This is a genomic window from Leifsonia poae, from assembly GCF_027921845.1.
In the GTDB taxonomy this organism is placed as follows: Bacteria; Actinomycetota; Actinomycetes; order Actinomycetales; family Microbacteriaceae; genus Leifsonia; species Leifsonia poae.
Genome location: NZ_BSEN01000005.1, coordinates 89,193 through 114,646 on the forward strand (window position 1 = coordinate 89,193; position 25,454 = coordinate 114,646).

Consider the following 25,454-nt stretch of genomic DNA (forward strand, 5'->3'; position numbering starts at 1 on the left):
CGGCCCGACGCGCGACGTGTTCCTCCTCTCGGTCGGCGGGAGCGCGTACCGTTGGAGCATGTCGTGCATCCGGTTCAACACCCCCGCCCAGCGTCAGGCGATGCGAGAGCACCGCCCGGCCATGCTGACCGCCGAGGAAGCCGCCGCCCTGCATCCGTCGCCGCCGGTGACCGAGAGCAAGATCGCGCGGCTCCGCCTGCTCGCCGAGCATGAGAATCCCAAGATCCGCGAGAGCGTGGCGAGCAGCTACAACACCCCCGACGACCTCTTCCTCACCCTCGCGCACGACCCGGATGCCGGCGTGCGCGGCTGCGTCGCCAAGAACGAGGCGACCCCGTGCGACATCCTGCGGATGCTCGCCGACGACCGGTCGGAGACCGTGCGCGGCTGGGTGGCGGTGAACTACTTCGTGCCGGCCGACGTGATGGAGAAGCTCGCCGGCGACTCGAGCAAGACCGTGCGCAGCCTCGTGAAGTGGAAGTCGCAACTGGTCGAGACAGCCTGACGTGGCCGAGCCATCGACCGTGCGGGTCGACTCGTGGTCGTGGGCCGTGCGGCTCTACAAGACGCGCTCGGCCGCGTCGGCCGCGTGCAAGGCCGGCCACATCCGCGTCAACGGGGACCGCGCGAAGCCCGCGCAGCCGGTGCACATCGGCGATGAGGTGCGGGCGCGCGTCGGCGACGTGGACCGCATCCTGATCGCACGGCGGCTCATCGTGAAGCGCGTCGGTGCCTCCGTCGCCGCCGAGTGCTTCGAGGACCTGACTCCCCCGCCGCCGCCGAAGACCGAGGCGCCGTCGGCCGTCGTACGCGAGCGCGGCGCCGGCCGCCCGACCAAGCGCGACCGCCGCATCCTGGATCAGCTCCGCGGCCGCTGATGGCGTCGACCTGGGTCGGGATCTCCGGATGGACGTACGCGCCCTGGCGCGGCACGTTCTACCCGAAGGGAGTGCCGCACCGCTCCGAACTCGCCTACGCGGCGGAACGTCTCGACTCGATCGAGATCAACGGCTCCTTCTATTCGCTGCAGCGGCCGTCGAGCTACGCGCGCTGGGCGGAGGAGACCGCCGACGACTTCGTGTTCGCGGTGAAGGGCGGCCGGTACATCACCCACATCCTGCGCCTGAAGAACGCACGCGGCGCTCTGGCGAACTTCTTCGCATCCGGCGTGCTCGCTCTCGGGCCCAAGCTCGGTCCGATCCTCTGGCAGCTCCCCCCGACCCTGCAGTACGACGAGCCCGCGGTGCGCGAGTTCCTCCGGATGCTCCCCCGCAGCACCCGGGCCGCGGCCGCGCTCGCGACGGAGGCGACGCTGGACGAGGACAGGATGTTCCTGCGCACCGACGCCGACCGACCGCTCCGTCACGCCGTCGAGGTGCGCCACACGAGCTTCGACGTGCCGTCGTTCACCGAGCTCGCCCGCGCAGAGCACGTCGCGATCGTCGTCGCCGACACCGCAGGCAGGTACCCCGTCATCCGAGCCGCCACGAGCGACTTCATGTATGTGCGGCTGCACGGCGACGAGGAGTTGTACACGAGCGGCTACACCCCCGAATCGCTCGATCGCTGGGCGGCCGAGATCCGGGGATGGGTCGGCGCCGGCCTCGACGTCTTCGCCTACTTCGACAACGACGTCAAGGTCCGCTCCCCCTACGACGCGATGGCACTCCGGGAACGACTCGCCTCGTCCTCCCGTCCCTAGTCCTGGAGGACGGAGAGAACGTTGCCGGCGGGATCGCGGAACCACGCGATGTCCGGCCCCATGTTCGCCTGCTTGCCGCGCAGCACACCCTTGTCGTCGGTGGGGAGATCGGGCGAGTCGTAGATGTTCGTCTCGACGCCCGCGGCGTTGAGGTCCGCCACGGCGGCGTCGATGTCGTCGACGACCAGGTTCAGGATGGTGAAGGTGGCCGGCTCGTGATCGGGCTTCGGGTAGATGAACACGTGGCTTCCGCCGGGGAGCGCGAGGTCGAGGTTGCCCATCGGGCCCTCCGTGACGGCGAGACCGAGGGTGTCGCCGTAGAACGCCTTGGCCGCCGCGATGTCGGTGACACTGAAACCGCTGAAGATGTCGAGTGGTGTGAACATGGCTCCACTGTGCTCTCCGCAGCGCCGCGCGTCTAGGCGAGCCGGCACGTGCGCCTAGACGAAGCGGATGCTCTCCTGCAGCCGGCTGCGCAGCTCGAACGCGCGATCGACGCTCTCCCGCCCGGCCGCGTTGGCGCCGTTGCGCAGCACCAGCGGCAGCAGCGATCGCCGAACGAGGAGCGAGCCCGCCAGCCTGCCCCGCTCGATCCGGTCGTACGGGACGGCCAGCGCATCGTCGGGCACCACGATGATCAGCCCGGTGAACTTCACTCCGACCTGGCGCGAGAATGTCTTCGCGTCCCGCAGCAGCGCGTGGAACGGCTCCTCCTCGCGGTCGATCCCCGCGCCGACCACGTCGCCTTTGGCGAGCTTGACCTCGCCGCCCCAATCGGCCGAGCGGATTGCGAACAGACCGGCCGGTCCGAGGACCACGTGGTCGAGCTTGGCCTCCGAACGCGGATGCACGGCGACGTCGCTCCAGATCGTGAAGCCCATGCCGAGCGACGTGACGGCGCGCGCCGTCGCCTCCTCGGCCAGGGCCTCTGCGAGCAACTGCCGGATCTCCCGCGGGGCCGACCGCACGAGCGACGGCTCGTACGGGTCGTCGAGCTCGGTGCCGCGTCCGACCCATTCGCGCATCAGCGCCAGGTAGCGCTCCCGCGCCCGACCGCCCGGATGCCCGTAGCTGCGTGCCCGCACCGACGAGCCCCGCGCCTGCGAGCGCGTCGGGTGGAAGGTCGCGCTGAATCCGGTCGAGCCGTCTCCGCCGTCGGCGACATCGGCGTCGTAGCCCGACTCTCCGCGGTCGTACCGCGCGCGGTCCTCCGGGTCTCCGATGAGCTCCCAGGCGCGCTGCACCTCTTGGAAGCGGGCGGCCGAGCCGCCGGTGTCCGGGTGAGTCGCCCGGAGCAGCCGCCGATAGGCGCGACGCAACTCCTCGTGGGGAACGGTCGCACTCACGCCGAGCACCTCGTACGGGCTCGGCGAAAGGGGGCTGTCGCTCATCGGCGTCTGTCGTCTCTTCCGGTCTGCTGGCGCGTCCACAGGGACCGCCTTTCGACGATACCGTGACGCGGCTGTAAGCCCGCTCGCCGCGGGCCGAGAGCTGGATGAATGTTCTGGCGTCGATTCTCCTATTGCGGCCTGAAACTGACCGCAATCGCGCTTAGCGTGGAGACATAACCAACGACAAACGACCAGGACACAAGAAAGGGACCGATCATGGCGATCACCGACTGGAGAATCGAACTCATCACCATCCCCGTCACCGACGTCGACCGCGCGAAGGCGTTCTACGTGGACCAGGTCGGCTTCGTGGCCGACTACGACCAGCGCGTCTCGGACACGCTGCGTTTCATCCAGCTCACCCCTCCCGGCTCGGCCTGCTCGATCGCCTTCGGCGAGGGGCTCACCGACATGGAGCCCGGCACCCAGCGCGGGCTCCAGATCGTCGTGCCGAACGCCGACGACGCGCTCGCCCACCTGCGCGAGCACGGCGTCGAGGCCGAGGGCGTCGCCGAACTCGACTGGGGCCGCTTCGTCACCTTCTCCGATCCGGACGGCAACGTCTGGGCGCTGCAGGAGCTGCCCAAGCGCGACTGACGACTCGCCCGATGCAGCCGGATGCGCGGCGCCTCTTGACAGGCGCCGCGCATCCGCTATATTTGCATCAAGTTATAGAACCGATTGGTTATGTATATGTCGACAGACCAGCTGAGCGCGGTGTTCGCCGCCCTCGCCGACCCCACCCGGCGCGAGATCCTGCGCCGCCTGACGGACGGCGACGCGAACGTCTCCGAGCTCGCGGCTCCGTTCGACCTCAGCCAACCGGCGATCTCCAAACACCTCAAGGTGCTCGAATCCGCAGGGCTCGTTTCGCGGTCGCGCGTGGCGACCTCGCGGCTGAGCCATCTCGAAGCCGAGCCGCTGCGGGAGGCCACGATGTGGATGGAGCGCTACAAGCACTTCTGGAACAGCAGCTTCGACAAGCTCGACGTCGCCCTCGCCGCCTATCAGGCGGCGGACGACGGCGGCAGCACCGACGACGACAAGGGAAACCGGCCATGACCGATACCAGGCCTGATGACATCGCGGACACCGACGTCTACATCACCCGTGCGTTCGACGCACCGCGGCCCGTGGTCTGGCGGTTCTTCATCGAGCCGGAGCACCTGGCCGTCTGGTTCGCCCCGAACGGCATCACAACCCCGGCCGGGTCGATCGCGATCGACCCGCGCGTCGGAGGGCGCTGGGAGCTGATCATGGTCGACGACACCAGCGGGGACCAGTTCCCGATGCGCGGCACCATCGTCGAACTCGTCGAACCCGAACTCCTCGTCCTCCGTCTCGACGCGAGCACGGGCGGCAGCCCGGAAGCAATGATGCTGCGCATCCAGTTCCACGATCACGGCGAGAGAACCCGCATCACTCTGCACCAGGGACCCTTCACCCCCGACCGCCGGCACGACACCGAGACCGGCTGGCTCGAATCGTTCGTCAAACTCGACAGGCGGCTGTCGGCCGACCGATCGTCCACGAAGGAGAACTGAGATGGCTGCGAAGACGGAGACCGCGCCGGCGACGATGGGAACCGTCGCTTCGGCAGACGGCACGACGATCGCCTACGAGAAGGTCGGTTCAGGGCCGGCACTGGTGCTGGTCGACGGCGCGCTCTGCGACCGCGGGTTCGGCCCCTGCCGGCCGCTCGCCGCGGAGCTGGCGGACCGCTTCACCGTTTACCTGTACGACCGGCGCGGCCGTGGCGACAGCGGCGACACCGCAGCGAGCGCGCCGACGACCACACCCGAACGCGAAGTCGAAGACCTTCGAGCGGTGCTCGATCGGGCGAGCGAGGAGAACGGAGGAGGTCCGGTCGCGGTCTACGGTTCGTCGTCGGGGGCCGGCCTCGCCCTCGAGGCCGCGGCGGCGGGTGTTCCCATGCGTGCCCTCGTGACCTACGAGGCGCCGTACGTCGCCGCCGGATGGAAGAACCCGGACGTCGACCACCTCGCCGTCGTCGACGGGCTGCTCACCGAGGGCAAGAACGGCTCCGCGGTCGGATACTTCCTGGTGACGATGGTCGGCGCCCCTGCTTTCGTGCCGTTCATGATGCGTCTCATGCCCTCGGTCTGGAAGCACATGAGGGCCGTGGCGCCGACGCTGCCCAACGACATCCGGATCATGTCGGGCTTCCGGGTACCGGCCGACCGGCTCTCCCGGATCGCCGTGAAGACGCTGGTGCTCGTCGGGGGCAAGGCCGCAGAGCCGATGCGCGACGCCCAGACTGCCGTCGCCGCCGCCGTGCCCGGGGCGCGCTCCGGCGTGCTGGACGGCCAGACCCATCAGGTCTCCGCGAAGGCCATCGCTCCGCAGATCGCCGCCTTCGTCAGCGCGTGAGCGCGGCGAACCAGATCAGCAGCATGGTGACCACGAAGCCGCACGCGTAGTTGATCCAGAGGAACCGCCGCCAGCCGCGGTTGGCACGCGCCGAATCGTCGTCGGGGATGGACCAGTACGGAGCAGCCACCGCGATGTACGGGAGCGCGAGCACCGCCGCGAGCGGTCCGGGCCACGGAGTGAGGAGCATCGCGATCCCGGCGAGCGCCCACGCGGCGATGGCGATGCGGGTGGTCCAGCGGGCACCGAGCACCGTCGCGATCGACGCGATTCCCCCGGCGCGGTCGGGCACGACATCCTGCACCGCCCCGAAGGCGTGGCTGCCGATCCCCCAGAGGAAGAACGCCAGCAGCACCGCCCAGAGAGCGGGCGTGAAGGTCGCGCCGGCGAGCACCAGGCCGTAGACCGCCGGGCTCACGAAGTGCGTGCTCGAGGTGATCGAGTCGAGGAACGGCACCTCTTTGAACCGCAGACCGGGCACCGAGTACGCCAGGACCGCGAACACGCTGATCGCGAGCACCAGCCACGACAGCGGCGGACCCACCACCACGAGGAAGATCAGGAACGGCACGTTCACGGCCGCGGCGGCGAGCAGCGTGCGCCGGTGCATCGTGCGGTCGAGCAGCGCGCCCTCCGCACCCCCCTTGCGCGGATTCCGCAGATCGGACTCGTAGTCGAAGACGTCGTTGATGCCGTACATCGCGAGGTTGTACGGGATGAGGAAGTACACCGTGCCGATGATCAGCGTCAGGTCCACGTGCCGAGTGGTCAGCAGCACGGCCGCCGCGAAGGGGAACGCGGTGTTGATCCAGCTGAGCGGGCGCGACGCGAGCAGGAGCTGCCGCAGTGGAGCCGGCGCCGTCGTCGCCGTCATCGGGCGCGCCTCCTGGTCAGCAGCCACACCGCGGGAAGCAGGAGGATGCCGGCGATCGGGTACGCGAAGTCCTCGACGGGCACGAGACCGAGGTGCACCCCGGCGAGCTGCCCCTCACCGTACGTCATCAGCCCGGCCCCGATCATCACGTTGTCGAACACAGCCGTCAGCACGAGCACGATCACGCCGCCGATCAGCACCGGCCCCCACCACCGTCGCACGACGACGGCGCGATCCGGCGTCACCGCCAGGGCGATCGCGAGCACCACGACCGCGACGGCGAGGAACGCCAGGCTGAGCAGCACGTAGGTCATGCCCGCTCCCCGCGTCGTGCCGTCCTGCGGGCGAGCATCCGGCCGGCGCCGGAGATGAGGATCATCGTGACGTAGCAGAGGAAGGCCAAGAAGAAGACCTCCTCGAGCGGAAGCTCGGGAGCCAGCACGATGCCGGTCATGAGGGGGCTTCCGCCTCTGGCGAAGACGTGGAGTGCGATGCCGAACAGATCCCAGGCGAGGAAGAACAGCACGCCGGCGACCAGCACGATCGCAGCGCGACGGGCGTCGCGCCAGAAGAACAGGGCGAAGCGGCGATCGAGCAGCAGCATGCAGCCGATGGCCACCAGCAGCACGGCCAGATACAGGATGCTCACGCCCGGCGCTCCTCCTGCACCGGCACACCGAGCGGCTCGGCCAGAGGCCCCGTCGACGTGTCGCCGCGGAGACGCTTGACCACGAGCTCGGCACTGATCAGGCACATCGGCAGGCCGATGCCCGGGATGGTCGAGCCGCCCGCGTACAGCAGGCCGTCGACTCGGCTCGATACGTTGCGGCCGCGGAAGAAGGCACTCTGCCGCAGGGTGTGCGCCGGGCCGAGGGCGCCTCCGCGCCAGGCGTTGAGATCGGCGGCGAAGTCGCCGGGCCCGACCGTGCGGCGCAGCACGATCCGCTCCGCGAGGTCGGGGATGTCCGCCCACTCCGCGACCTGCGCGATCGCCGCATCGGCGGCGCGCTCGACACGCTCGTCGCCGCCGCCGTCGAGGCCGCCTGCGCCGATGGTCACGTCAGCCGGAACCGGAACGAGCACGAACAGATTCTCGCACCCGGGCGGCGCGACATCCGGATCTGTCGCACTCGGGCGGCAGACGTACAGCGACGCCGGATCCGGAATCGAGGGATGCGCGCCGTAGATCCGGTCGAAGTTGTCGGCCCAGTCCGCGGTGAAGAACAGGGTGTGGTGCGCCAGCTCCGGGAGGTGTCCGCGGACGCCCAGCATCACCAGCACCGCTCCCGGACCGGGATCGCGGCGCTTCCACCAGCGCTCGGGGTACGTCTGCTCCCCCGTCGCGAGCAGCTCGGTCTCGGTGTGGTGCAGGTCGGCCGCCGACACCACGAGGCCGGCGTCGAGCCGCCGCACGGCTCCGTCGGCGTCGATGTAGTCGACGCCGGCGACCTGCGGCTTCGCCTCACCGTCTCGCGTGCGGATGCGCGTCACCCGCGCGCCGGTCTCGATCGTCACACCTTCGCGCTGGGCGAGCGCGGCGATCCGATCGATCACGGCGCTGAAGCCGCCGAGCGGGTACCGCACCCCGTCGTCGAGATCGAGGTGACTCATCAGGTGGTACATGCTGGGCGCCCGCGATGGCGAGGTGCCCAGGAACACGGCCGGGTAGCCGAGGATCTGCCGCAGCCGCTCGTCGCGCACGTACCCGGCGGCGAACCGGTCGAGCGGCTGCAGCAGAAGGCGGCCGAGACGGGCGAGGCGGCGCAGGAGGTCGCGACGGAAGAACGGGCGGAACGACGCGAAGGTGCCGTAGAGGAAGCGGTCGACGGCCATCCGGTAGGTCTCGGCCGCGCTTGCGAGGTAGCGGTCGAGCGCGGCGCCCGAGCCGCGCTCGACCCGCTCGAAGACGCGCCGGTTGGCGGCGGGGTCGGCCTCGATGTCGATGCTCCGGGTGCGTCCCTCGAAGAACACCCGGTAGCCGGGATCCAGCGTGACGAGGGACAGCTGATCGTCGGTGGTGGTGCCCAGCAGTCGGAAGAAGTGGTCGAACACCTCGGGCATCAGGTACCAGCTCGGCCCGGTGTCGAAGCGGAACCCGTCCGCCTCCCACGATCCGGCGCGGCCGCCGACGGTCGTGTGCTGCTCAAGCACCGTCACGGCGTGTCCGTCGCGAGCGAGGAGCGCCGCCGTGGCGAGACCGGCGATGCCTCCGCCGATCACGACGATGTCCCTGGGTGCCGCACTCATCGGTGCACCCCGGCGCCGCTGCGCGCGGTCGCCCGCAACAGGATCGCCAGCTTGGTGCGGGCGGGCACACTCACGCGGGTGCTGAGCAGTTCGCGCGCCGGCGTGGCCCGGATGCGGTCGCTCAGCTCGGCGAACAGCCCGTGCGCGGCCAGGATGGCGCGCCGGCAGTTGTCGGGGAGTTCGGGGATCGCGTCCGCGGCCGCTCCGAGGTCGCAGTCGATGTCGACCACGAGGGCGAGCTTCTGCCGATCGGTGAGCCGGGACGGATCGATGCCGGGGAAATAGCTGCGGCCGAGCTCCGTCCAGTCGACCGCGAGGTCGCGGAGGAAGTTGATCTTCTGAAACGCCGAGCCCAGCCGGCGCGCACCGGTCTCGAGACGCCGGCGCCGCTCCTCCGTCACCGGTTCGCTCGCCAGGAAGACCTTCAGGCACATCAGCCCGATCACCTCGGCCGATCCGTAGATGTAGGCGCTCAGCTCGTCGGCGGCGAAGTCGACGGGGCTGAGGTCGCGACGCATCGAGGCGAAGAACGGGGCGGTCAGGTCGGGTCCGATCCCGACCGAACGGGCGGTGGTGGCGAAGGCGTGCACGACGAGGTTGGCGCTGTAGCCCGTGCGCATCGCACGTTCAGTGTCCGCCTCGAGGGCGTCGAGCATCGCCCGCTGGTCGTCCAGACTCAGCCCGGCCTCTTCGGCGGCGCCGTCGACGATCTCGTCGGCGATCCGCACCAGGGCGTACACGTCCTCGACCCGCGGCCGCACGGCCGGTGCAAGGAGGCGGGTCGCCATGCCGAACGAGGTGGAGTACTCGTGGATGACCGTCGCGGAGCTGATGTGAGCAGCACGGGTGTACAGCGCGAGATCGGTGGGGTGCTCGAGCTCGGACGGTGGGCCGACTGCGGCTTCGCGGGTCATGAGATCCTCCCGACGCACGAGCGCGCGACCCGTGCGAGTTCGTCGCCGAGGGCGGCAGGGAGTCCGGAGGTCTCGACGAGCGCGATCGCCCGGCCGGCGTAGTCGTCGACGAGGTTCTCGACGAACGACCGGGCTCCGCACACCTCGAGCGCGTCGGCGAGCGAGCGGCCCTCCGTGTCCGTCAGGTCGCGCCGGCCGAACAATGCACCGATCTCCGGCCACCAGGCGGTCGCCCGCGCGTAGGCGATCAGCGACGTCTCCTTGCCCTCGCGGAGGTCGCTCACCACGCTCTTGCCGGTGACATCCTCCGCGCCGAAGACGCCGAGCAGGTCGTCGCCGAGCTGGAACGCGACGCCGAGCAGGCGCCCGTACTCGGCCAGCACCGCGAGCGCGTCGCCGTCGGCACCGGCGAGGATGGCGCCCGCGGACAGCGGACCGGCGAACGAGTACGTCGCCGTCTTCCGCTCGGTCATGGCGAGGATGTCGGGGAGCCGTGCTTCGGTCATCCCGATGCTGAACGACACATCGGCGAGCTCGCCCGCCGCCGTCACCAGGATGCTGTGGTCGAGGACGTCGAGCAGGGCGCCGCGCACGTCGGCGGCGAGATCGAGCCGCGCCACGAACGATTGAGACGAGTGGATGAGGAGGTCACCCGCGAGGATGGCGGCCGCTTCGCCCCACAGACGTGCCCGGTCGCCGGAGACGCCGGCCGCGACCGCATCGGAGGCGAAGGACCCGCTGAGGTTGAGTCGGCCCCGGCGCACGGTGTCACGGTCGATCACGTCGTCGTGCAGCAGGAAGGCGGTGTGCAGCAGCTCGAACGCGACCGCGACATCGACGGCCGCTGCGGCGTCGGCGTCGGATCCGCCGAACGCCTCGAAGGCGCTGAGCACGAAACGGGGCCGGATGCGCTTGCCTCCGTCACTCGCGGCCGCAGCCTGAGCCCACAGCCGTTCGTAGTCGCTGCCGTACTGGGCCGAGACGGCGATGCGCTCGGCGAAGAAGGTATTCAGGCGGGCGTCGATCTCGGCCGATAGTCCGACATTGCGCTCTCCGACGGGGACGGTAGTCATCCTGCGCTCCCTTAGCTAGCCAAGTTAGTAAATAACTTAGCACGCATCTTGCCCGCTGGAATAGGATGAACTCATGACCTCGGACAAGGACGACGCGCGGCGCATCTCCAGCTCGCTGCTCGATCCCCGCGTCATCGATCCTCGTCAGGAACTCGTGCGCCACGACGACGTCAGCGAAGAGGAGCTCCTCCAGATCATCCGCGTCCTCACGGCCATCCGGACCTGGCGCGAGGCGGAGCAGAAGCTCAGCTTCGAGTCGCGCAGCCACATGAAGCTCAACGACACCGACATGAAGGCGCTGCGGTACATCATCGCGTCGATGAACGCCGATGTGGCCGTCACGGCCGGCGCACTGTCGGAGCACCTGCACATCTCGACGGCGTCGACCACCAAGCTGCTCGACCGGCTCGAGCGCGCTGGACACGTCGAGCGCCACGCGCACCCCAGCGACCGCCGGGCCGTCGTCATCTCGATCACCGAGGAGACGCACCGGGAGGTGCGCCGAACCATGGGTGTGCAACACGCCCGCCGCTTCGAAGTGGCGCGGAACCTCCCGCCGGAGGAGCGCGAGGTCGTCATCCGGTTCCTCAACGGCCTGGCGGAGTCGATCGCCGCGCCGATCGACTGACGGTCCCGGCCCTCCGGCGACTCAGGCGGGCGTGGCGACGCCCGTTCCGCTCTCGGCCTCGAAGACGATGCGGTTGGCCATCCCGTTGAAGATCACGCCGTGGAACGGCAGGATCGCGAACCAGTACAGGCGCCCGGCGAGCCCGGCAGGGAAGAAGACCGCACGCTGCCGGTAGACCGAGCCGCGCTCCCCCGGCTCCACCGACATCTCGAGCCAGGCGCGCCCCGGCACGCGCATCTCGGCACGCAGTCGCAGTTCGTGTCCCCGCTGGATCCGCTCGACCCTCCACCAGTCGAGTGCATCGCCCGTCTGCAGCCGGTCGGCGTCGCGCCGTCCCCGCCTGAGGCCGACGCCGCCCACCAGCTTGTCCGCCCAGCCGCGCACCGCCCAGGCCAGCGGGAAGGAGTACCAGCCGCGCTCCCCTCCGATCCCCTCGATGACCCGCCACACGCTGTCGCGTGACGCCTCGGTCGACCGCTCGCGCACATCCGTGTAGACCGTGTGCCCGGACCAGTCGGGGTCGCTGGGCAGGGGGTCGCTGGGAGCGCCATCGACCGACGAGTTGCGCCAGCTCGTCTCGACGTCTCCCGCGCGCACCTTGGCGAGCGCGAGCCGCACCGCCGTGCGGTATCCGGTGAGGCCGCCCTCTGGCCGTGGGATGACGTCGTCGATGTCGCGCTCCTGCACCACGCAGTCGTACTGCAGCGATTCGATGATCGGCACCGCGAGGCTCCGCGGGATCGGCGTGACGAGGTTCACCCACTGCGAGGCGAGCCAGGGCGTGAACACCGGGAGCGCAGCGATCGGGCGCTGCCGCAGACCGGCCTCGACCGCGAACCCGTTCATCATCTGGCCGTAGCGCAGGATGTCGGGACCTCCGATGTCGAAGGCGCGATCGACGTCCGGCGGCAGATCGGCGGCGGCGCGGAGGTAGAAGAGCACATCGCGGATCGCGATCGGCTGGATGCGGTTGCGCACCCAGCGCGGCGCGGGCATGTACGGCAGCACCTCCGTCAGGTGCCTGATCATCTCGAACGAGGCCGAGCCCGATCCGATCACCACGCCCGCCTGCAGCACGACGGTCGGCACGGCCGAGTCGAGCAGGATGCGGCCGACGGCGACGCGCGAGCGCAGGTGCCGCGACAGCTCGACGCCGGTGGGATGCAGGGCGCCGAGGTAGACGATGCGCGACACCCCTGCCCGCTCCGCAGCATCGGCGACCGTGCGGGCGGCGCCCGCCTCCTCCTCGTCGAAATCACCGGATGCCCGCATCGAGTGCACGAGGTAGTACACGACGTCCACGTCGGCCATGGCGGCGGCGACGGACCCGGCGTCGTGCAGGTCGCCCGTGGCCACCTCGACATCGCCGGCCCACGGCACATCCGTCAGCTTCTGCGGCGAGCGCACGAGCACCCGCACGTCGAATCCGTCAGCGAGGAGGCGGGGCACCAGCCGCCCGCCGATATAGCCGGTCGCTCCGGTCACCAGGGCTCGTCGTGTCATGACGAGACCATACGCTCGACCCCGGAGAGGACTCTCAGCCGACCGTGGAGGTCGCTCCGGCGCGGCCGTATGTCAGTGCAGCACGTGGCGTGCGTGCCCGATTTCATCGACCGCCGCTGCGTGCCGGCGGGCGACCGTGAACGATGACTCGTCGGTCACGAGCACCAGCTCGACGCCCTTGCTGTGCCGAAGCACCACGAGGGTCGGCTCGCCTGTGCGAACGGCCTGCTCGGCCTGCGACAGGAAGATCCGCGCCATTTCATCCGAGGTGATGTACTCGCGTCCCCCGTGACGCACGATCCACGCTTCCCCGCGCTCCATCGCTGTCTCCCGTCGTTCCCCATCCAACGCTAGATCGCAGGGCCTGAGCGGCCAAGGGATTGACAACGCGCCGCCTCGATGCGTGCCGGGCGGTGCGCGCGCAGGCGCGTTTCGTCATGTACGGTTCATCGCATGGGCAAGCTCATCTACGCCGGCACGACCGAGATCGGATTCGACGACCGCGTCCTCGCGCACCTCCAGATCGTCGTCGGCTTGAAGCTGCGCCGCAAGGAAGGTTTCTTCTTCTCCTGGCGCGATGAGCAGAGCGTGGGAGACGGGCGCAGCGCGATTTGGATCGACCCGGCCATCCCGTTGCTGTTCCGCTACAGCGGGGGTCGCCAGCCCAAGATCAACAAGACCTGGCTCGAAGCACTCACCCTGTCGTCGAACAGCGCTCAGGGGCTGCAGCTCACCGAGGAGATCGGCGCGCTCGGAGCCGACGAGGTCAACGCGGACACGCCCCCAGGACGCTGATCACGGGGTCGACGCTCGGTTGCGACGGCGTGCCGAGGGCGGACACCTGCCCTTGCCTCACGACGGGCGTGCGCCTACCGTTGATCGGAGAATCATGGCAGGAAGGCAGGCACGCCATGACAGACACGACCTCATCCGGCACGACGTCCGACGGCACAGCGCCCGACGCGCAGCCCGGCGACGCCAGTGCGGGGCAGCAGGACACGACCGAGCCCGAGACCGGGTCGGAGTCGACCGACCGTCCGGGCGACATCCCGTTCGAGCAGGCGGCGGCAGAACACGAGAACCCCGCGCTCGAATGAGCACGGGGTCCCGGTCGCGCTAGGTGCGGCTAGCGCAGGTATTCGAGCAACTCGGGGCTGCGCAGGCGCTTGAGGCTGCGCGTCTCGAGCTGGCGCACCCGCTCGCGCGTGATGCCGTAGATCTCGCCGACCTCGTCCAGGGTCATCGGCTTCTGACCGTCGAGCCCGAAGCGCATCCTGACGACCTTGGCGTCGCGCGGAGGGAGCTCGCGAAGGCGGTCCTCGAGGTCACGGTGGCGGAAGCCGACCTCGACCGCCTCGGGCGGTCCGGGGAAGTCGTCGTCCTCGATCAGGTCGCCGAGCTCGGCGCCCTCGTTCTCGCCGACCGGCACCGCGAGCGACACCGTCTCTGAGTCGCTCATCTGCAGCTTCCGCACCTCGGCGGGCTCGAGGTTCGAGGCCTCTGCCATCTCCTCCAGTGTGGGGGTGCGCCCCAACTCGCCGCCGAGATCGCGCCGGATGCGGTCCAGCTTGTCGATCTTCTCCACCGTGTGCACGGGGATCCGGATGAGGCGGGCGGTGTCGGCGATGCCGCGCAGGATGGACTGGCGGATCCACCAGGTGGCGTAGGTCGAGAACTTGTTGCCGGTGCGGTAGTCGAACTTCTCGACCGCGCGCACGAGTCCGAGGTTGCCCTCCTGGATGAGATCCATCACGGGCAGGCCGCGGCCGGCGTAGCGCTTGGCGATACTCACCACCAACCGGAGGTTCGCTTCGATGAACCGTTCGAACGCGCGCTTGCCGTCGTCGGCGAGCCACTGCAGTTCACGGCGTTCGCGCGGGGTCAACGCTGGTCGCGTGGCGATCCGCTCCCCTGCGAGAACTCCGACTTCGATGCGCTTCGCGAGGGCTACCTCTTCTTCGGCGGTCAGCAGTCGCGTGCGGCCGATCGAGTTGAGGTAGTCGCGCACCGGATCATTGGTCACTTCGAGCACTGTCATTTGTTCATCCCGTCGGCTCGTATGGTCTGCTTGCTTCTGGTGCGTGGGGCGTCCACCGGAGCGAACGCCACGAGCAAGGGTAAACATGTGCGAGAGACCCCCAACAAGGGGTTGACACTGTGAGCTGACCTACGCTAGGCGGCGGTTGCTTTTACCAGCGCATCCGATTGTGTCAAGCCCCTGCTGGGAACGGGCGGATGCTCGTAGGGTGCCGTCTGTGAGCGCGCATACATCGAATTCTCAGGCAACGACGCTGAAGACGATCGAGACCACCATTCCCGCGCGGATGGACCGGCTCCCCTGGTCCCATTGGCACTGGCTGGTCGTCGTGGGACTCGGCACGGTGTGGATCCTCGACGGCCTCGAGGTCACCATCGTCGGAGCCATCGGCAGCCGGCTAACCGAGCCCGAGAGCGGCCTCGGACTGACCACCGCGCAGGTCGGCCTCGCCGCCGCCATCTACGTAGCGGGTGCCTGCTGCGGCTCTCTGGTCTTCGGCTATCTGACCGATCGTTTCGGCCGCAAGAAGCTGTTCATCATCACCCTGGGCCTCTATCTGCTGGCGACCGTTCTCACGGCGTTCTCCTTCACGCCGCTGATGTTCTTCGTGTTCCGGTTCTTCACCGGGGCGGGCATCGGGGGCGAGTACGCGGCGATCAACTCGGCCATCGACGAGCTCATTCCGGCGCGACGCCGCGGGCTGGTCGACCTGGCCATCAACGGCTCGTACTGGCTGGGCACAGCGTTCGGCGCCGTGCTCACGGTCTTCCTGCTCAACACCGACATCTTCGCCGCCGATCTCGGCTGGCGCCTCGCCTTCGGTCTCGGCGCGGTGCTGGGCCTGGTCATCCTGCTCGTGCGTCGCAACGTCCCCGAATCCCCGCGCTGGATGTTCATCCACGGCTACGACGAAGGGGCGGAGAAGCTCGTCGCCGAGATCGAGGCCGACGTCGCGAAAGACACCGGAACCGAGCTGGAAGCCGTCCCCGACGACAAGGCGATCCGCATCAAGCAGCGCAGGACGACGGGCTTCGGCGAGATCGTGCAGGTCGCCCTCTCGAAGTACCCCAAGCGCTTCGTGCTGGGCCTGTCGCTGTTCATCGGCCAGGCGTTCCTGTACAACGCGGTGTTCTTCACCTACTCGCTGGTGCTGACCAAGCTCTTGCATGTGCCGGATGACGTGGCGCCCTGGGCGTTGGTGCCGATCGCGATCGGCAACTTCCTCGGCCCGCTGCTGCTCGGGCACCTGTTCGACTCCGTCGGTCGCCGCTTCATGATCACTCTCTCCTACGTGGGAAGCGGTGTGCTCCTCGTCGGCACCGCCATCCTGTTCGACATGGGGGTGCTCGACGCGTTCTGGCTCACCGCCTGCTGGATGGTCGTCTTCTTCTTCGCGTCGGCGGGCGCCAGCAGCGCCTACCTCACGGTGAGCGAGGTGTTCCCGATGGAGACACGAGCCATGGCCATCGCGTTCTTCTACGCGGTCGGCACCGCCATCGGTGGCATCACGGGACCGATCCTGTTCGGACAGCTCATCGAAGCCGGATCGCACGCCGTCGCCATCGGGTACTTCATCGGCGCGGGACTCATGATCGCTGCCGGCCTGGTCGAACTCTTCCTCGGCGTCGACGCGGAAGGGAAGTCCCTGGAGGACATCGCTGAGCCGCTCTCGGCACAGAAGTCGCAGGACTGAGCATCCGCCGCGACCCTCTCCGGCGGGCGCCGAGGCATGCCCGCATATCACTGATCCAAGCATTCTCACGGGCGCCCTGACTTCCTAGGCTCTGATCGGCACCTCGACATCGCCGGTGCCGATCAGGTCGACTTGGGGAGGAAGCCGCCGGTGAACGACGTTCGTGCTGCGCTGAACAGACACTCGAAGGGCCAGCGCTCATGGGGGTGACGGTCGAGGACCCCGGCGCCGGCGAACCGGCCGGGATCCTGGCTCTCGCCCGCGGACGGTCCGCGAAGGCCGACGAGATCGCCGACGCGCGAAGCGAGGCCATCCGCGCACGCAACACCGTCTGCGGGTCCACCTGGACGGGGAAGGCCCGCGACGCCTTCGTGGCGGCGATCGATGCCGTCACGCCCGAACTCGCCCTGCTGGAGCGGGGGCTTCGCGGCCAATCCGACGCCTTGCGAACCTACGCCGGCCGACTCGGTCCGCTCAAAGACGCCCAGGCCGCCCTCGAGGCGCAGCGCCGGTCCGCTCGGGAGGCGCTGACCGCCGCCCAGTGGCAGGTTTCTTTGATTCCTTCAATCGGCGCGGATGCAGGGCTCTCGCTCGACGACGACGCCCGCCGCCGGGCGGTCCTCACCGAGACGGTCGAGACGGAGTCGTCGCGCCTACGCCGGCTCGACGCCGAATGGGAGCAGCTGGTCACCCGGCGGCGGCAGATCGACGCCGCCTGCGTCGCCGCGCTCAGCGGCGACGGCGTGCTGGGCCGGATGACGCGCTTCACCGCCGCCGCGGTCGTCAGCACCGACACCACGGCCCTGCTGGCGATGCTCCGCGGGCTGTCGGCGACCGACCTCGCGGTGCTCCTGGAGCAGCGACCGGTCATCGCGCGTCGGATCGCCGAGCTCTCGCCGGAGGCGGCGGCGACCTGGTGGAAGAGTATGAACGGCGACGAGCAGGGCGTGCCATCGGCGAGCCAGCTCCTGATCATCACGTCCATCCCCGGCGCCATCGGCAACCTCGACGGGGTCGCGTTCTGGGCGCGCGACCAGGCCAACCGGCGCGAACTCGAGAGCATCCTGGAACGTTCGCGACGCGACACTCGGGTGTCTCGCGAGACGGTCCGTGTGCTGAAGGCGGTGCTCACGGCTCTAGGCGACGACGGTGGCTCGCCGCCGCGCCAGCTCATCTCGCTTGTGCTGGACCGGTTCCCGAAGGCGTCCGTTTCGGTCGGCGATCTCGACACTGCGACCACTGCGACGTTCCTGGTCCCCGGCATGAACACGACGGTGGAGGGAGACATCGAAAAACTGACGAAGGCGAGCACCGAGTTCAGGTCGACCCAGGGAAAGATTGACCCCAAGATGGCCGCATCATCTGCCGTGGTCGCATGGATCGGCTACGAGCCGCCACTGGGCATCGACGTTCCCGCCGTGCTCGCGAACGATAGGGCTCACGCAGGAGGTGCGCGCCTTGCTCAGCTGATCAATGGGCACGCATTCGTGAAGCCTTCTGACGCCGAGGTATCGCTGGTGGCCCATTCGTACGGCACGGCCGTTGCATGCGCTGCGCTGAGCTCCGCGCACGCCGACCACGTCGTGCTCCTTGGATCGGCCGGCATTCCCGGCGAGATACACACGGCAAGGGACCTCAACGTTCCACCCGGTGAGGTCTACGCCTCGCAGGGCAGCCACGATGGTTGGGCGGCGGCTGGTCAGCTCGGGAGCCGTCGGGTCGACCCCACAGATCCGTCCTTCGGCGCGACAGCGTTCAGTTCGGAAGCGGCAACCGACGACAACGGCCATCGCCTGTGCCCCGTGACGAATCACGGCCCGATCGGCGGCGGCGGGCCCGCCACCTACAGCTATCTCGATCGGGGAACGGCCTCGATGTACGATTCGGCGAAAGTCACCTTGGGCAGGGGCGACGAGGTCCACTACGGCGGACTACCAGTGGAGAGAATTCTTCAGCAGCTACACGAGAAGAGCGACGATATCGCTCGATTGAGCCTTCGTTGATGAGCCGATGGATTCGCACCGTCGCAGCAACGGCTGTGGTCCAGTTCGTGCTGCTTTCGACGGCATCTTGCTCTGGTCCGGCATGGCCCTTCGAGGGAGACCGGAAGATGACGCCGGATCAAGCACGAAATGAGGTCATGAGCTTGTATGAGTCGATGAGCAAGCTCGTCGGAGGCGAGTGGACAGTGGACACGCGCTCCTGGTTCTGGTGCGCACTCCCAAATGGATCCGATGGCGCGCAATTCATGTTCTTGGCCACACGTTCAGGCGTCCCATTGCAGGACAGCCCGCAGCACCTAGCCGAGCAAGCCCAGAAGCTTTGGGCGCAACGCGGCATCGAGGCTGGCATCGATCTCGACGAGCAACTTGACCCGTCGCGCCGCATTCTGTCTTCACCGGCCTGGCTGACCGGCACCGATCGGGACGGGCGTTTGCTGCACTTCATCGTCGGTGACAATTACGCCATCTTCGGCGGCGATAGCCGCTGTGTCGAGGGCGAGCCGAACGATCAGATGCTGTAGGCCAGCGCCACTCAGCTCAGGAGTTCGAGCAGCGCGGGCTCCGGGGCACGGCCGTTCGAGAGGTCGATGACGGTGCCGGCGCGGTAGCGGTCGAAGATGCGGGGGTCGATGTAGCTGTTGCGGGCGATCGTCGGGGTGTTGCCGAGGGCGTCGGCCGCCTCGACGACGGCGGCGGTCATCCGCTTCGCCTTCTCGCGGTCGGTGCCGCCCGTGCCCAGGTGCGCGAGCGCGGCAGCGGCGGTGATCGTGCCGTGCAGCGTGCGGAAATCCTTCGCCGTGAACTCGCCTCGGGTCTGCCGCCGGATGTACTCGTTCAACGACGCGGGACGGATCGTGTGCCACGTGCCGTCCTTCCACGACAGCACCCGCGACCGCTCGCCCCTGGCATCCAGGACCTCGCCGAGCAGGGTGGCCACGTCCTCGTCGACGATCGTGCTCGTCCACTTCTGCGCGCTCTTCGCCGGAAAGGTGAGCGTCACCGCGTCGCCGTCGACCTTCACGTGGCGGCAGAGCAGCGTCGTGAGACCGCGGCTGCCGTTGGCGTGCAGGTACTCCTCACTCCCGATCCGCAACGACCCCAGGTCGATGATGCGCAAGGCCGCAGCCAGGATGCGGTCGCGGCCGAACCCCGGCTCACGCAGGTCGAGCGTGACCCGCCGCCGCGCTGACGGCAGCGTCTCCGCCAGCTGCAGCGCCCTGTCGAACTTCACCCGATCCTGATGCAGGCGCCACGACTCGTGGTACAGATACTGGCGACGGCCCGCCTGGTCGATGCCGACCGCCTGGATGTGGCCGCGGGCATCCGGTGAGATCCAGACGTCCTGCCAGGCCGGCGGGATCACCAGCGACTGGATGCGCTCCAGTTCGCGCTCGTCCACGATGGTGTTGCCGGCCTCATCCTGATACGACGGCCCCTTCTTCGAGGAGACACGCCGATATCCCGGACCCGACGGGTCGCTGCGGCGCAGCCGCGTCACGCGGGCTTCTTCTTCGCTGCCGTCTTCTTCTCAGCGGGCTTCGCCGCCGGCTTTCGGGCGGTTCCGCTCTTCGAGGCCGAGGCCTTCGTGCCCGTGCTCTTCGACGCCGAGCCCTTCGACGACTTCCCGGAGCCACCGGAGCCGGACCCCGAGCGGCTGCGCTCGACGCTGCGCTGCAGCGCCTCCATCAGGTCGATGACCTCGCCGCCGCCCGCGCGCTTCTCCTCCTCCTCGCCGAACGTCTCGGCCGTGTCGATCGCATCGCCCTGCTCGAGCTTGGCGTCGATCAGCTTGCGCAGCTCGTCCTGATACTCGTCGGTGAACTTCTCCGGCTCGAAGTCGCCGGCGAAGCTCTCCATGAGCGCGTTCGACAGGTCGAGCTCGCGCTGCGTCACCCGTGGCGTCTCGTCCAGTCCCGAGAAGCTGGCCTCGCGAATCTCGTCGTTCCAGAGCAGGGTCTGCAGCGTGAGCACGTTCCCGCGCACGCGCAGGGCGCCCAGCCGCGTCTTCTGCCGCAGTGCGAAGTTCACGATCGCGGTGCGCTCGGAATCCTCCAGTGTCCGGCGCAGCAGCGTGTAGGCCTTGAGCGACTTGGAGTCGGGCTCGAGGTAGTAGCTGCGGTCGAACATGATCGGGTCGAGCTGCTCGTTCGGCACGAACTCGACCACGTCGATCTCCCGGCTGCGCTCGGCCGGCAACGACGCGAGATCCTCCGGCGTCAGCACCACGGTGCGTTCCCCGTCGTCGTACGCCTTGGCGATGTGCTCGTACGGGATGATCTTCCCGTCGATCTCGCACCGTCGCTGATAGCGGATCCTGCCGCCGTCGGCGTCGTGCACCTGATGCAGTGCGACATCATGGTCCTCGGTGGCGCTGTACACCTTCACCGGCACGTTGACCAACCCGAAAGTGATCGCACCCGTCCAAATGGCCCTCATTGCACCATCGTCACCGTAGACCGGGGCTTTTTCAACCAGTGATTGAACTTCGGACCTCCGGGCGTAGCGTTCTGTCATGCCGACATCCGACAGTGAGATGGTCGAAATCGACGGACACCGTCTCAAGCTGACCAATCTCGACAAGGTCCTGTACCCCGAGACCGGAACCACCAAAGCCGACGTGATCGGCTACTACAACGCGATCGCCGACGTGATGATCCCCCACGTGCGCGATCGGGCGGCCACCCGCAAGCGCTGGGTTCACGGCGTCGGCACCGCCGACCATCCGGGTGAGGTCTTCTTCCAGAAGAACCTCGACGAGGGCACACCGAGCTGGGTGAAGCGCCGCACGATCAAGCACAAGACCAGCAGCAACGACTATCCGCTGGTCAACGACCGATCCACCCTCATCTGGCTGGCGCAGATCGCGTCGCTCGAGGTGCACGTTCCGCAATGGCGGATCTCGCGCAACGGCACGCCGAAGAACCCGGACCGCCTCGTGCTCGACCTGGATCCCGGGGAGGGCGTGACCCTCGTCGACTGCGCCGAGGTGGCGCAGCTCGCGCGCGACATCCTCGTCGACATGGGGCTCGATCCGATGCCCGTCACGAGCGGCTCGAAAGGAATCCATCTGTACGCCGCGCTCGACGGCAGTCAGACCAGCGACCAGATCTCGGCGGTCGCTCACGAGCTCGCGCGGGCGCTCGAGGCCGACCATCCCGATCTGGTGGTCAGCGACATGAAGCGCGCGATCCGTGCCGGCAAGGTGTTCGTCGACTGGAGCCAGAACAGCGCGGCAAAGACCACGATCGCACCGTACTCGCTGCGCGGCCGCCTGCACCCCACGGTCGCCGCCCCGCGCACCTGGCGCGAACTGGCCTCCAAGAAGCTCGCCCACCTCGACTACACCGAGGTGCTGGCCCGCGTGAAGCGACGCGGCGACCCGCTGGCCGACCTCTCGGCCGGTCACCTCGACGAGGAGGTGCACGGCGCCGCCGAAGACCGCCTGACGACGTACCGCAGCAAGCGCGATGCCGCGAAGACGCCCGAGCCCGTCCCCGAGGACACGCCGCACTCCACGAGCGGTCGCACGTTCGTCATCCAGGAGCATCACGCGCGTCGGCTGCACTGGGACTTCCGGCTGGAGCACGACGGCGTGCTCGTCAGCTGGGCACTGCCGAAGGGACCGCCGACCGACCCCGGGCAGAACCATCTCGCGGTCCACGTCGAGGACCACCCGCTCGAGTACGGCGCCTTCGAGGGCGACATACCGCATGGGGAATACGGCGCCGGGCACGTGACGATCTGGGATGCCGGTGACTACGACGTCGAGAAGTGGCGCGACGACAAGGAGGTCATCGTCACGCTGCACGGAACGCCCGGTGGCGGCCTCGGCGGCGACCGGAAGTTCGCGCTGATCCACACCGGCGGCGAGGGCAAGGCCGCGCAGAACTGGCTGATCCACCTGATGAAGCAGGATGACGCCACGGGCACAACGAAGAGCACGGCGAAGAGCGCCAAGGGCACCACGAAGAGCACCGCGAAAAGCACCGCCAATAGCACGAAGAGCACCACGAAGAAGGCGCCCACGACCGCGTCGGCCCGCACCACCGCGTCCGACACGACGATCACCGGCGCGCCGATCTCCCCCATGCTGGCCACCCTCGGCTCCGTCGCGGACGTGCACGACGAGGAGGACTGGGCCTTCGAGATGAAATGGGACGGCATCCGGGCGATCGCTGAGGTGCGCGGCGGCGCGCTCCGCCTCAGCACCCGCAACGGCAACGACGTCACGCGCAGTTACCCCGAGCTGAGCACGCTGGTCGATGTGGTCGGCGACCACGATGCGGTGCTCGACGGCGAGATCGTGACGCTCGACCCGCGCGGCCGACCCGACTTCGGCATCCTGCAGACCCGGATGGGCCTCACCAAGGCGGCCGAGGTCGAGGCCGCCATGAAGCGCGCTCCCGTGCACTACATGGTGTTCGATCTGCTCGAACTCGACGGCGAATCCCTGCGCTCACGCACCTACGACGAACGCCGTGCAGCGCTCGCGAAGAACGTGACGCCGCCCCGCGGGCACGCGGTGCAGGTTCCGCCGGCATTCGACGGCGACCTCGAGCACGCCGTCGACAGCAGCCGGGAGCTCGGGCTCGAGGGCGTGATGGCCAAGCGCCGCGACGGCACCTACGCCACCGGGCGCCGGTCGCGCACCTGGATCAAGATCAAGCACCACCGGATGGCCGAAGTCGTGATCGCCGGCTGGCGACCCGGCAACGGCCGTCGGGCGAATGCGGTCGGGGCGCTTCTGCTGGGCATCCCGGACGGCGACGAGCTGCGCTACGTGGGAAAGGTGGGCACCGGCTTCACCGATGCGATGCTCGACGATCTCAAGACCAGGCTCTCCGCGCATCCGAGGAAGACGAGCCCGCTCACCGACGTGCCGTCGCTCGACGCCCGCGACGCGCACTGGGTGCGTCCCGAGCTGGTCGGCGAGGTGGAGTTCGCCGAGTGGACGCCGACGAACCGGCTCCGTCAGCCGAGCTGGCGGGGGCTCCGCCTCGACAAGTCGATCGCGGACATCAATCCCGAGTAGCGCCGGCGAGGTTGTCGCCGGACTCACGGTACGTTCCGTGACCGGCGACGACCAGGTCGCCGTCGAACTGCAGCACCTCGCAGACCAGGCCGCCGCGCTGGTTGCGGTAGTTGATCACGACCGTGTCGAGTCCCGCGTAGACATCGACGATCTCGAAACGGAGGTCGGGGATGCGTCGCAGCCCCTCCTCCCAGTACTCCCGGATCGCGGCCTTTCCGCGCAGCACTCCATCGCTCCCGTCCAGCAGCTGGCGGGCGACAGGGGACGTGAACACCGCGTCGTCGCTGAAGTGTGCCAAGACGGCGTCGAGGTCGTGCGCGTTCCAGCCGGCGAGCCAGTCGTCGGCGAATGCCCGGGCGTCACTGATCATCCGTGGTTCTCCTTCTTGACAGGGGCGTACAGGCGCAGACCTGCGGGGACGACGCGGATCGACAGGGGATGCGAACCGTCGGCGGCACGCGGAGTCTCCTTCGATGCCTCGCCGTCGTGCGCGTAGCCGGGGTCACCACTCGCGTTGTCGTACGTCACGACGCGGAGCTCGACGTCGGTGGACGCGTCGACCGCCGGCGGCCCCTGCAGGAACGGCATGCGGGCGGCGATCGTGTCGCCCCTGCCACCGAGGGCGAGCGCGAGCGCGCCCCGCGTCCGCGGCCTGCGATCGGCGCGCAGGATGCGGATGTCGAGCAGCCGGTCGTCGAGACGGCGTCGTTCGATCGGCGCGACCGTCACCGGGTAGTACCGGTCGACGCCGACGAAGATCGACCAGACCTTCTGTCGGCGACCGTCGAGCTCGACGTCGATCGGGTCGGCCATCCGCAGGATGCGCACCGCGGCGAGCGCCGCCGCGAGCGGCTTGCCGAGTCGCCTCTCGTGCTTCTCCCGCTCGGCCACGAACGCCGGGTAGATGCCGACGGATGCCGTGTTGAGCACCGTGATCGGCTCGCCGTCGGCGACGGTCAGCTCGGCCACGTCGACCGGACGGCCCGATCCGGCGATCAGCGCATCGATGGCGCTGTCGACCGATTCGAGCAGCGCCGCCTTGGCGAAGTGATTGAACGTTCCACCGGGCATCACCATGAGCGGCAGGTCGACCCGCCGGGCGGTGCCGGCCATCGCTGCGACCGATCCGTCGCCGCCGTAGATGCCGAGCACACGCGGCGGTGTCGGCGACGCGAGTGCGGCATCCACCAGCTCGGCGATGTCGTCGCCCTTCTTCAACTCGTGGACGACGGCTCGGGGCAGCCGGTGGCGCAGCCGCGGGATCGGGCTGGGTCGGCCCGCATCGTGTCCGGAGTTCGGGTTGACGACGATGAACGCCCCCTCGCCGTCGGGCAGGCTCGGCAGGTCCAGCGTGGCGGCCGTCGGCGCCTCGCGCAGCCGGGCTAGCGGGACGGGCTTCGAGGGGACGATGGCCTTGCCGATCAGCGCGGCCGTCATCCCGATGATCGCTCCACCCGCGACATCAGACGCCCAGTGCGCGCCGGTGTGCAACCGGGAGTATCCGACGGCGGCGGCCAGGGGCGCGAGCGCAGCGCCCGTCTGGGGAGACTCGAGCGCCGCGCCCGTGGCGAACGCGACGGCACTGGCCGTGTGGCCGGACGGGAACGACGGCGACGTGGGCGTGCGGTCGAGACGGCGGGAGATCGGGATGGAGGTGAGGGCCGGCCGCTCGCCGCCGACCAGCTGCTTGCCGATCAGGTTGGCGAGCGCGCTCGCGATGCCGAGCGATGCCAGTCCGCGCGCCGCGGCGCGCGGCTTGCCCAGCGCCATGAGCACACCGGCTGCCGCGAACCAGAGCACACCGTGGTTCGCCGCGGTCGAGAGATCACGCCAGAACGCGTCGGCGCCACGGATCGTGCGACGCGCGTTGATCCGGCGGGCGATGCGCTCGTCGGCGCGTTCGATGCGCTTCGGCAGGTCGAAGGATGTGCGGCGACGGCGGTGCGGGGACATGCCCCCACCATA

The 25,454-nt window shown here is 69.0% G+C and carries 29 protein-coding genes; 14 read left to right on the top strand and 15 right to left on the bottom strand.

Annotated features, from left to right (window positions below):
• Nucleotides 1-58 precede the first annotated feature (58 nt).
• Genes PKE84_RS06380 through PKE84_RS06390 form a run of 3 tightly spaced genes read left to right on the top strand, consistent with a single transcriptional unit; the run spans nt 59 to nt 1,702 of the window.
• On the top strand, nt 59-505 hold the full coding sequence (locus tag PKE84_RS06380; protein WP_271176389.1) for a hypothetical protein: 447 nt from the start codon (nt 59-61) through the stop codon (nt 503-505).
• A 1-nt stretch (nt 506) separates the two neighbouring features.
• Entirely contained in the window at nt 507-878 is a 372-nt protein-coding gene (locus tag PKE84_RS06385) for an RNA-binding S4 domain-containing protein (protein ID WP_271176390.1), read from the top strand.
• Nucleotides 878-1,702: a DUF72 domain-containing protein gene (locus PKE84_RS06390; protein WP_271176391.1), complete on the top strand. Its 825-nt coding sequence runs from the start codon at nt 878-880 to the stop codon at nt 1,700-1,702. The genes PKE84_RS06385 and PKE84_RS06390 overlap by 1 nt, the downstream gene beginning before the upstream one ends.
• Here PKE84_RS06390 and PKE84_RS06395 read toward each other — a convergent pair.
• Together PKE84_RS06395 and PKE84_RS06400 are read right to left on the bottom strand one after the other, a co-directional pair.
• Nucleotides 1,699-2,088 carry a VOC family protein gene (locus PKE84_RS06395; protein WP_271176392.1) on the bottom strand — a complete coding sequence of 130 codons (390 nt, stop codon included), beginning with the start codon at nt 2,086-2,088 and terminating at the stop codon, nt 1,699-1,701. The genes PKE84_RS06390 and PKE84_RS06395 overlap by 4 nt on opposite strands.
• Nucleotides 2,089-2,142: 54 nt before the next feature.
• Nucleotides 2,143-3,093: a J domain-containing protein gene (locus PKE84_RS06400; protein WP_271176393.1), complete on the bottom strand. Its 951-nt coding sequence runs from the start codon at nt 3,091-3,093 to the stop codon at nt 2,143-2,145.
• A 216-nt stretch (nt 3,094-3,309) separates the two neighbouring features.
• Between PKE84_RS06400 and PKE84_RS06405 the strand changes: the two genes are divergently transcribed.
• From PKE84_RS06405 to PKE84_RS06420, 4 genes are all read left to right on the top strand, one after another.
• Nucleotides 3,310-3,690 carry a glyoxalase superfamily protein gene (locus tag PKE84_RS06405; RefSeq protein ID WP_271176394.1) on the top strand — a complete coding sequence of 127 codons (381 nt, stop codon included), beginning with the start codon at nt 3,310-3,312 and terminating at the stop codon, nt 3,688-3,690.
• A gap of 96 nt (nt 3,691-3,786) precedes the next feature.
• Nucleotides 3,787-4,155 (top strand): ArsR/SmtB family transcription factor, encoded by a 369-nt coding sequence (locus PKE84_RS06410; RefSeq protein ID WP_271176395.1) that lies wholly within the window; start codon nt 3,787-3,789, stop codon nt 4,153-4,155.
• Nucleotides 4,152-4,637, top strand: coding sequence for an SRPBCC family protein (locus PKE84_RS06415; RefSeq protein WP_271176396.1), 486 nt, complete (start codon nt 4,152-4,154; stop codon nt 4,635-4,637). Before PKE84_RS06410 ends, PKE84_RS06415 begins: the two co-directional genes overlap by 4 nt.
• A 1-nt stretch (nt 4,638) precedes the next feature.
• On the top strand, nt 4,639-5,484 hold the full coding sequence (locus PKE84_RS06420; protein ID WP_271176397.1) for an alpha/beta fold hydrolase: 846 nt from the start codon (nt 4,639-4,641) through the stop codon (nt 5,482-5,484).
• Here the strand turns inward: PKE84_RS06420 and PKE84_RS06425 are convergent.
• Genes PKE84_RS06425 through PKE84_RS06450 form a run of 6 tightly spaced genes read right to left on the bottom strand, consistent with a single transcriptional unit; the run spans nt 5,474 to nt 10,592 of the window.
• On the bottom strand, nt 5,474-6,358 hold the full coding sequence (locus tag PKE84_RS06425; protein WP_271176398.1) for a prenyltransferase: 885 nt from the start codon (nt 6,356-6,358) through the stop codon (nt 5,474-5,476). The genes PKE84_RS06420 and PKE84_RS06425 overlap by 11 nt on opposite strands.
• Complete coding sequence (locus tag PKE84_RS06430; RefSeq protein ID WP_271176399.1) at nt 6,355-6,672, bottom strand: lycopene cyclase domain-containing protein; 318 nt, start codon at nt 6,670-6,672, stop codon at nt 6,355-6,357. The genes PKE84_RS06425 and PKE84_RS06430 overlap by 4 nt, the downstream gene beginning before the upstream one ends.
• Nucleotides 6,669-7,007 carry a lycopene cyclase domain-containing protein gene (locus PKE84_RS06435; protein ID WP_271176400.1) on the bottom strand — a complete coding sequence of 113 codons (339 nt, stop codon included), beginning with the start codon at nt 7,005-7,007 and terminating at the stop codon, nt 6,669-6,671. The genes PKE84_RS06430 and PKE84_RS06435 overlap by 4 nt, the downstream gene beginning before the upstream one ends.
• Nucleotides 7,004-8,605 carry a phytoene desaturase family protein gene (gene crtI, locus PKE84_RS06440; protein WP_271176401.1) on the bottom strand — a complete coding sequence of 534 codons (1,602 nt, stop codon included), beginning with the start codon at nt 8,603-8,605 and terminating at the stop codon, nt 7,004-7,006. The genes PKE84_RS06435 and crtI overlap by 4 nt, the downstream gene beginning before the upstream one ends.
• Nucleotides 8,602-9,519, bottom strand: a complete 918-nt coding sequence (locus tag PKE84_RS06445; RefSeq protein ID WP_271176402.1) for a phytoene/squalene synthase family protein — start codon at nt 9,517-9,519, stop codon at nt 8,602-8,604. Before PKE84_RS06445 ends, crtI begins: the two co-directional genes overlap by 4 nt.
• Entirely contained in the window at nt 9,516-10,592 is a 1,077-nt protein-coding gene (locus PKE84_RS06450) for a polyprenyl synthetase family protein (RefSeq protein ID WP_271176403.1), read from the bottom strand. The genes PKE84_RS06445 and PKE84_RS06450 overlap by 4 nt, the downstream gene beginning before the upstream one ends.
• A 73-nt stretch (nt 10,593-10,665) precedes the next feature.
• On the opposite strand from PKE84_RS06450, the gene PKE84_RS06455 reads away from it, so the two are divergent.
• The gene (locus PKE84_RS06455) at nt 10,666-11,220 is read left to right on the top strand and encodes a MarR family winged helix-turn-helix transcriptional regulator (RefSeq protein WP_271176404.1); all 555 of its coding nucleotides are present in this window, start codon (nt 10,666-10,668) and stop codon (nt 11,218-11,220) included.
• Between the two features lie 21 nt (nt 11,221-11,241).
• Here the strand turns inward: PKE84_RS06455 and PKE84_RS06460 are convergent, their stop codons facing one another.
• The gene (locus tag PKE84_RS06460; protein WP_271176405.1) at nt 11,242-12,723 is read right to left on the bottom strand and encodes an SDR family oxidoreductase; all 1,482 of its coding nucleotides are present in this window, start codon (nt 12,721-12,723) and stop codon (nt 11,242-11,244) included.
• A gap of 72 nt (nt 12,724-12,795) precedes the next feature.
• A complete protein-coding gene (locus tag PKE84_RS06465) occupies nt 12,796-13,044 on the bottom strand; it encodes a hypothetical protein (RefSeq protein ID WP_271176406.1) in 249 nt (82 codons plus the stop codon).
• 132 nt (nt 13,045-13,176) lie between these two features.
• Here PKE84_RS06465 and PKE84_RS06470 point away from each other — a divergent pair, with 132 nt between their 5' ends.
• Complete coding sequence (locus PKE84_RS06470) at nt 13,177-13,518, top strand: DUF7882 family protein (RefSeq protein ID WP_271176407.1); 342 nt, start codon at nt 13,177-13,179, stop codon at nt 13,516-13,518.
• A 116-nt stretch (nt 13,519-13,634) separates the two neighbouring features.
• Nucleotides 13,635-13,820 carry a hypothetical protein gene (locus tag PKE84_RS06475; protein WP_271176408.1) on the top strand — a complete coding sequence of 62 codons (186 nt, stop codon included), beginning with the start codon at nt 13,635-13,637 and terminating at the stop codon, nt 13,818-13,820.
• Between the two features lie 29 nt (nt 13,821-13,849).
• Here the strand turns inward: PKE84_RS06475 and PKE84_RS06480 are convergent, their stop codons facing one another.
• A complete protein-coding gene (locus tag PKE84_RS06480) occupies nt 13,850-14,761 on the bottom strand; it encodes a sigma-70 family RNA polymerase sigma factor (protein ID WP_271176409.1) in 912 nt (303 codons plus the stop codon).
• Nucleotides 14,762-15,047: 286 nt separating this feature from the next.
• On the opposite strand from PKE84_RS06480, the gene PKE84_RS06485 reads away from it, so the two are divergent.
• The 3 genes from PKE84_RS06485 (at nt 15,048) to PKE84_RS06495 (ending at nt 18,978) form a co-directional block, all read left to right on the top strand.
• Nucleotides 15,048-16,454 (top strand): MFS transporter, encoded by a 1,407-nt coding sequence (locus tag PKE84_RS06485; protein WP_271176498.1) that lies wholly within the window; start codon nt 15,048-15,050, stop codon nt 16,452-16,454.
• 200 nt (nt 16,455-16,654) lie between these two features.
• Nucleotides 16,655-18,457: an alpha/beta hydrolase gene (locus PKE84_RS06490; RefSeq protein ID WP_271176410.1), complete on the top strand. Its 1,803-nt coding sequence runs from the start codon at nt 16,655-16,657 to the stop codon at nt 18,455-18,457.
• A 155-nt stretch (nt 18,458-18,612) separates the two neighbouring features.
• Entirely contained in the window at nt 18,613-18,978 is a 366-nt protein-coding gene (locus tag PKE84_RS06495) for a hypothetical protein (RefSeq protein ID WP_271176411.1), read from the top strand.
• A gap of 11 nt (nt 18,979-18,989) precedes the next feature.
• On the opposite strand, the gene PKE84_RS06500 is transcribed toward PKE84_RS06495, so the two are convergent.
• A complete protein-coding gene (locus tag PKE84_RS06500) occupies nt 18,990-19,955 on the bottom strand; it encodes a DNA topoisomerase IB (protein ID WP_271176412.1) in 966 nt (321 codons plus the stop codon).
• Nucleotides 19,952-20,893 (bottom strand): non-homologous end joining protein Ku, encoded by a 942-nt coding sequence (gene ku, locus PKE84_RS06505; protein WP_271176413.1) that lies wholly within the window; start codon nt 20,891-20,893, stop codon nt 19,952-19,954. Before ku ends, PKE84_RS06500 begins: the two co-directional genes overlap by 4 nt.
• Before the next feature lie 76 nt (nt 20,894-20,969).
• Between ku and PKE84_RS06510 the strand changes: the two genes are divergently transcribed.
• Nucleotides 20,970-23,489 carry an ATP-dependent DNA ligase gene (locus tag PKE84_RS06510; protein WP_271176414.1) on the top strand — a complete coding sequence of 840 codons (2,520 nt, stop codon included), beginning with the start codon at nt 20,970-20,972 and terminating at the stop codon, nt 23,487-23,489.
• On the opposite strand, the gene PKE84_RS06515 is transcribed toward PKE84_RS06510, so the two are convergent.
• Together PKE84_RS06515 and PKE84_RS06520 are read right to left on the bottom strand one after the other, a co-directional pair.
• Nucleotides 23,476-23,859 (bottom strand): nuclear transport factor 2 family protein, encoded by a 384-nt coding sequence (locus PKE84_RS06515; protein ID WP_271176415.1) that lies wholly within the window; start codon nt 23,857-23,859, stop codon nt 23,476-23,478. The two genes, PKE84_RS06510 and PKE84_RS06515, sit on opposite strands and share 14 nt — an antisense overlap.
• Nucleotides 23,856-25,442, bottom strand: coding sequence for a bifunctional phosphatase PAP2/diacylglycerol kinase family protein (locus PKE84_RS06520; protein ID WP_271176416.1), 1,587 nt, complete (start codon nt 25,440-25,442; stop codon nt 23,856-23,858). The genes PKE84_RS06515 and PKE84_RS06520 overlap by 4 nt, the downstream gene beginning before the upstream one ends.
• Nucleotides 25,443-25,454 lie beyond the last annotated feature (12 nt).

Coding starts and splice junctions, on each gene's coding strand:
- PKE84_RS06380 (WP_271176389.1), top strand. CDS start 59: ATGTCGTGCATCCGGTTCAACACCCCCGCCCAGCGTCAGGCGATGCGA.
- PKE84_RS06390 (WP_271176391.1), top strand. CDS start 878: ATGGCGTCGACCTGGGTCGGGATCTCCGGATGGACGTACGCGCCCTGG.
- PKE84_RS06395 (WP_271176392.1), bottom strand. CDS start 2,088: ATGTTCACACCACTCGACATCTTCAGCGGTTTCAGTGTCACCGACATC.
- PKE84_RS06400 (WP_271176393.1), bottom strand. CDS start 3,093: ATGAGCGACAGCCCCCTTTCGCCGAGCCCGTACGAGGTGCTCGGCGTG.
- PKE84_RS06405 (WP_271176394.1), top strand. CDS start 3,310: ATGGCGATCACCGACTGGAGAATCGAACTCATCACCATCCCCGTCACC.
- PKE84_RS06410 (WP_271176395.1), top strand. CDS start 3,787: ATGTCGACAGACCAGCTGAGCGCGGTGTTCGCCGCCCTCGCCGACCCC.
- PKE84_RS06415 (WP_271176396.1), top strand. CDS start 4,152: ATGACCGATACCAGGCCTGATGACATCGCGGACACCGACGTCTACATC.
- PKE84_RS06420 (WP_271176397.1), top strand. CDS start 4,639: ATGGCTGCGAAGACGGAGACCGCGCCGGCGACGATGGGAACCGTCGCT.
- PKE84_RS06425 (WP_271176398.1), bottom strand. CDS start 6,358: ATGACGGCGACGACGGCGCCGGCTCCACTGCGGCAGCTCCTGCTCGCG.
- PKE84_RS06430 (WP_271176399.1), bottom strand. CDS start 6,672: ATGACCTACGTGCTGCTCAGCCTGGCGTTCCTCGCCGTCGCGGTCGTG.
- crtI (WP_271176401.1), bottom strand. CDS start 8,605: ATGAGTGCGGCACCCAGGGACATCGTCGTGATCGGCGGAGGCATCGCC.
- PKE84_RS06445 (WP_271176402.1), bottom strand. CDS start 9,519: ATGACCCGCGAAGCCGCAGTCGGCCCACCGTCCGAGCTCGAGCACCCC.
- PKE84_RS06450 (WP_271176403.1), bottom strand. CDS start 10,592: ATGACTACCGTCCCCGTCGGAGAGCGCAATGTCGGACTATCGGCCGAG.
- PKE84_RS06455 (WP_271176404.1), top strand. CDS start 10,666: ATGACCTCGGACAAGGACGACGCGCGGCGCATCTCCAGCTCGCTGCTC.
- PKE84_RS06460 (WP_271176405.1), bottom strand. CDS start 12,723: ATGACACGACGAGCCCTGGTGACCGGAGCGACCGGCTATATCGGCGGG.
- PKE84_RS06465 (WP_271176406.1), bottom strand. CDS start 13,044: ATGGAGCGCGGGGAAGCGTGGATCGTGCGTCACGGGGGACGCGAGTAC.
- PKE84_RS06470 (WP_271176407.1), top strand. CDS start 13,177: ATGGGCAAGCTCATCTACGCCGGCACGACCGAGATCGGATTCGACGAC.
- PKE84_RS06475 (WP_271176408.1), top strand. CDS start 13,635: ATGACAGACACGACCTCATCCGGCACGACGTCCGACGGCACAGCGCCC.
- PKE84_RS06480 (WP_271176409.1), bottom strand. CDS start 14,761: ATGACAGTGCTCGAAGTGACCAATGATCCGGTGCGCGACTACCTCAAC.
- PKE84_RS06485 (WP_271176498.1), top strand. CDS start 15,048: ATGGACCGGCTCCCCTGGTCCCATTGGCACTGGCTGGTCGTCGTGGGA.
- PKE84_RS06490 (WP_271176410.1), top strand. CDS start 16,655: ATGGGGGTGACGGTCGAGGACCCCGGCGCCGGCGAACCGGCCGGGATC.
- PKE84_RS06495 (WP_271176411.1), top strand. CDS start 18,613: ATGAGCAAGCTCGTCGGAGGCGAGTGGACAGTGGACACGCGCTCCTGG.
- ku (WP_271176413.1), bottom strand. CDS start 20,893: ATGAGGGCCATTTGGACGGGTGCGATCACTTTCGGGTTGGTCAACGTG.
- PKE84_RS06510 (WP_271176414.1), top strand. CDS start 20,970: ATGCCGACATCCGACAGTGAGATGGTCGAAATCGACGGACACCGTCTC.
- PKE84_RS06515 (WP_271176415.1), bottom strand. CDS start 23,859: ATGATCAGTGACGCCCGGGCATTCGCCGACGACTGGCTCGCCGGCTGG.
- PKE84_RS06520 (WP_271176416.1), bottom strand. CDS start 25,442: ATGTCCCCGCACCGCCGTCGCCGCACATCCTTCGACCTGCCGAAGCGC.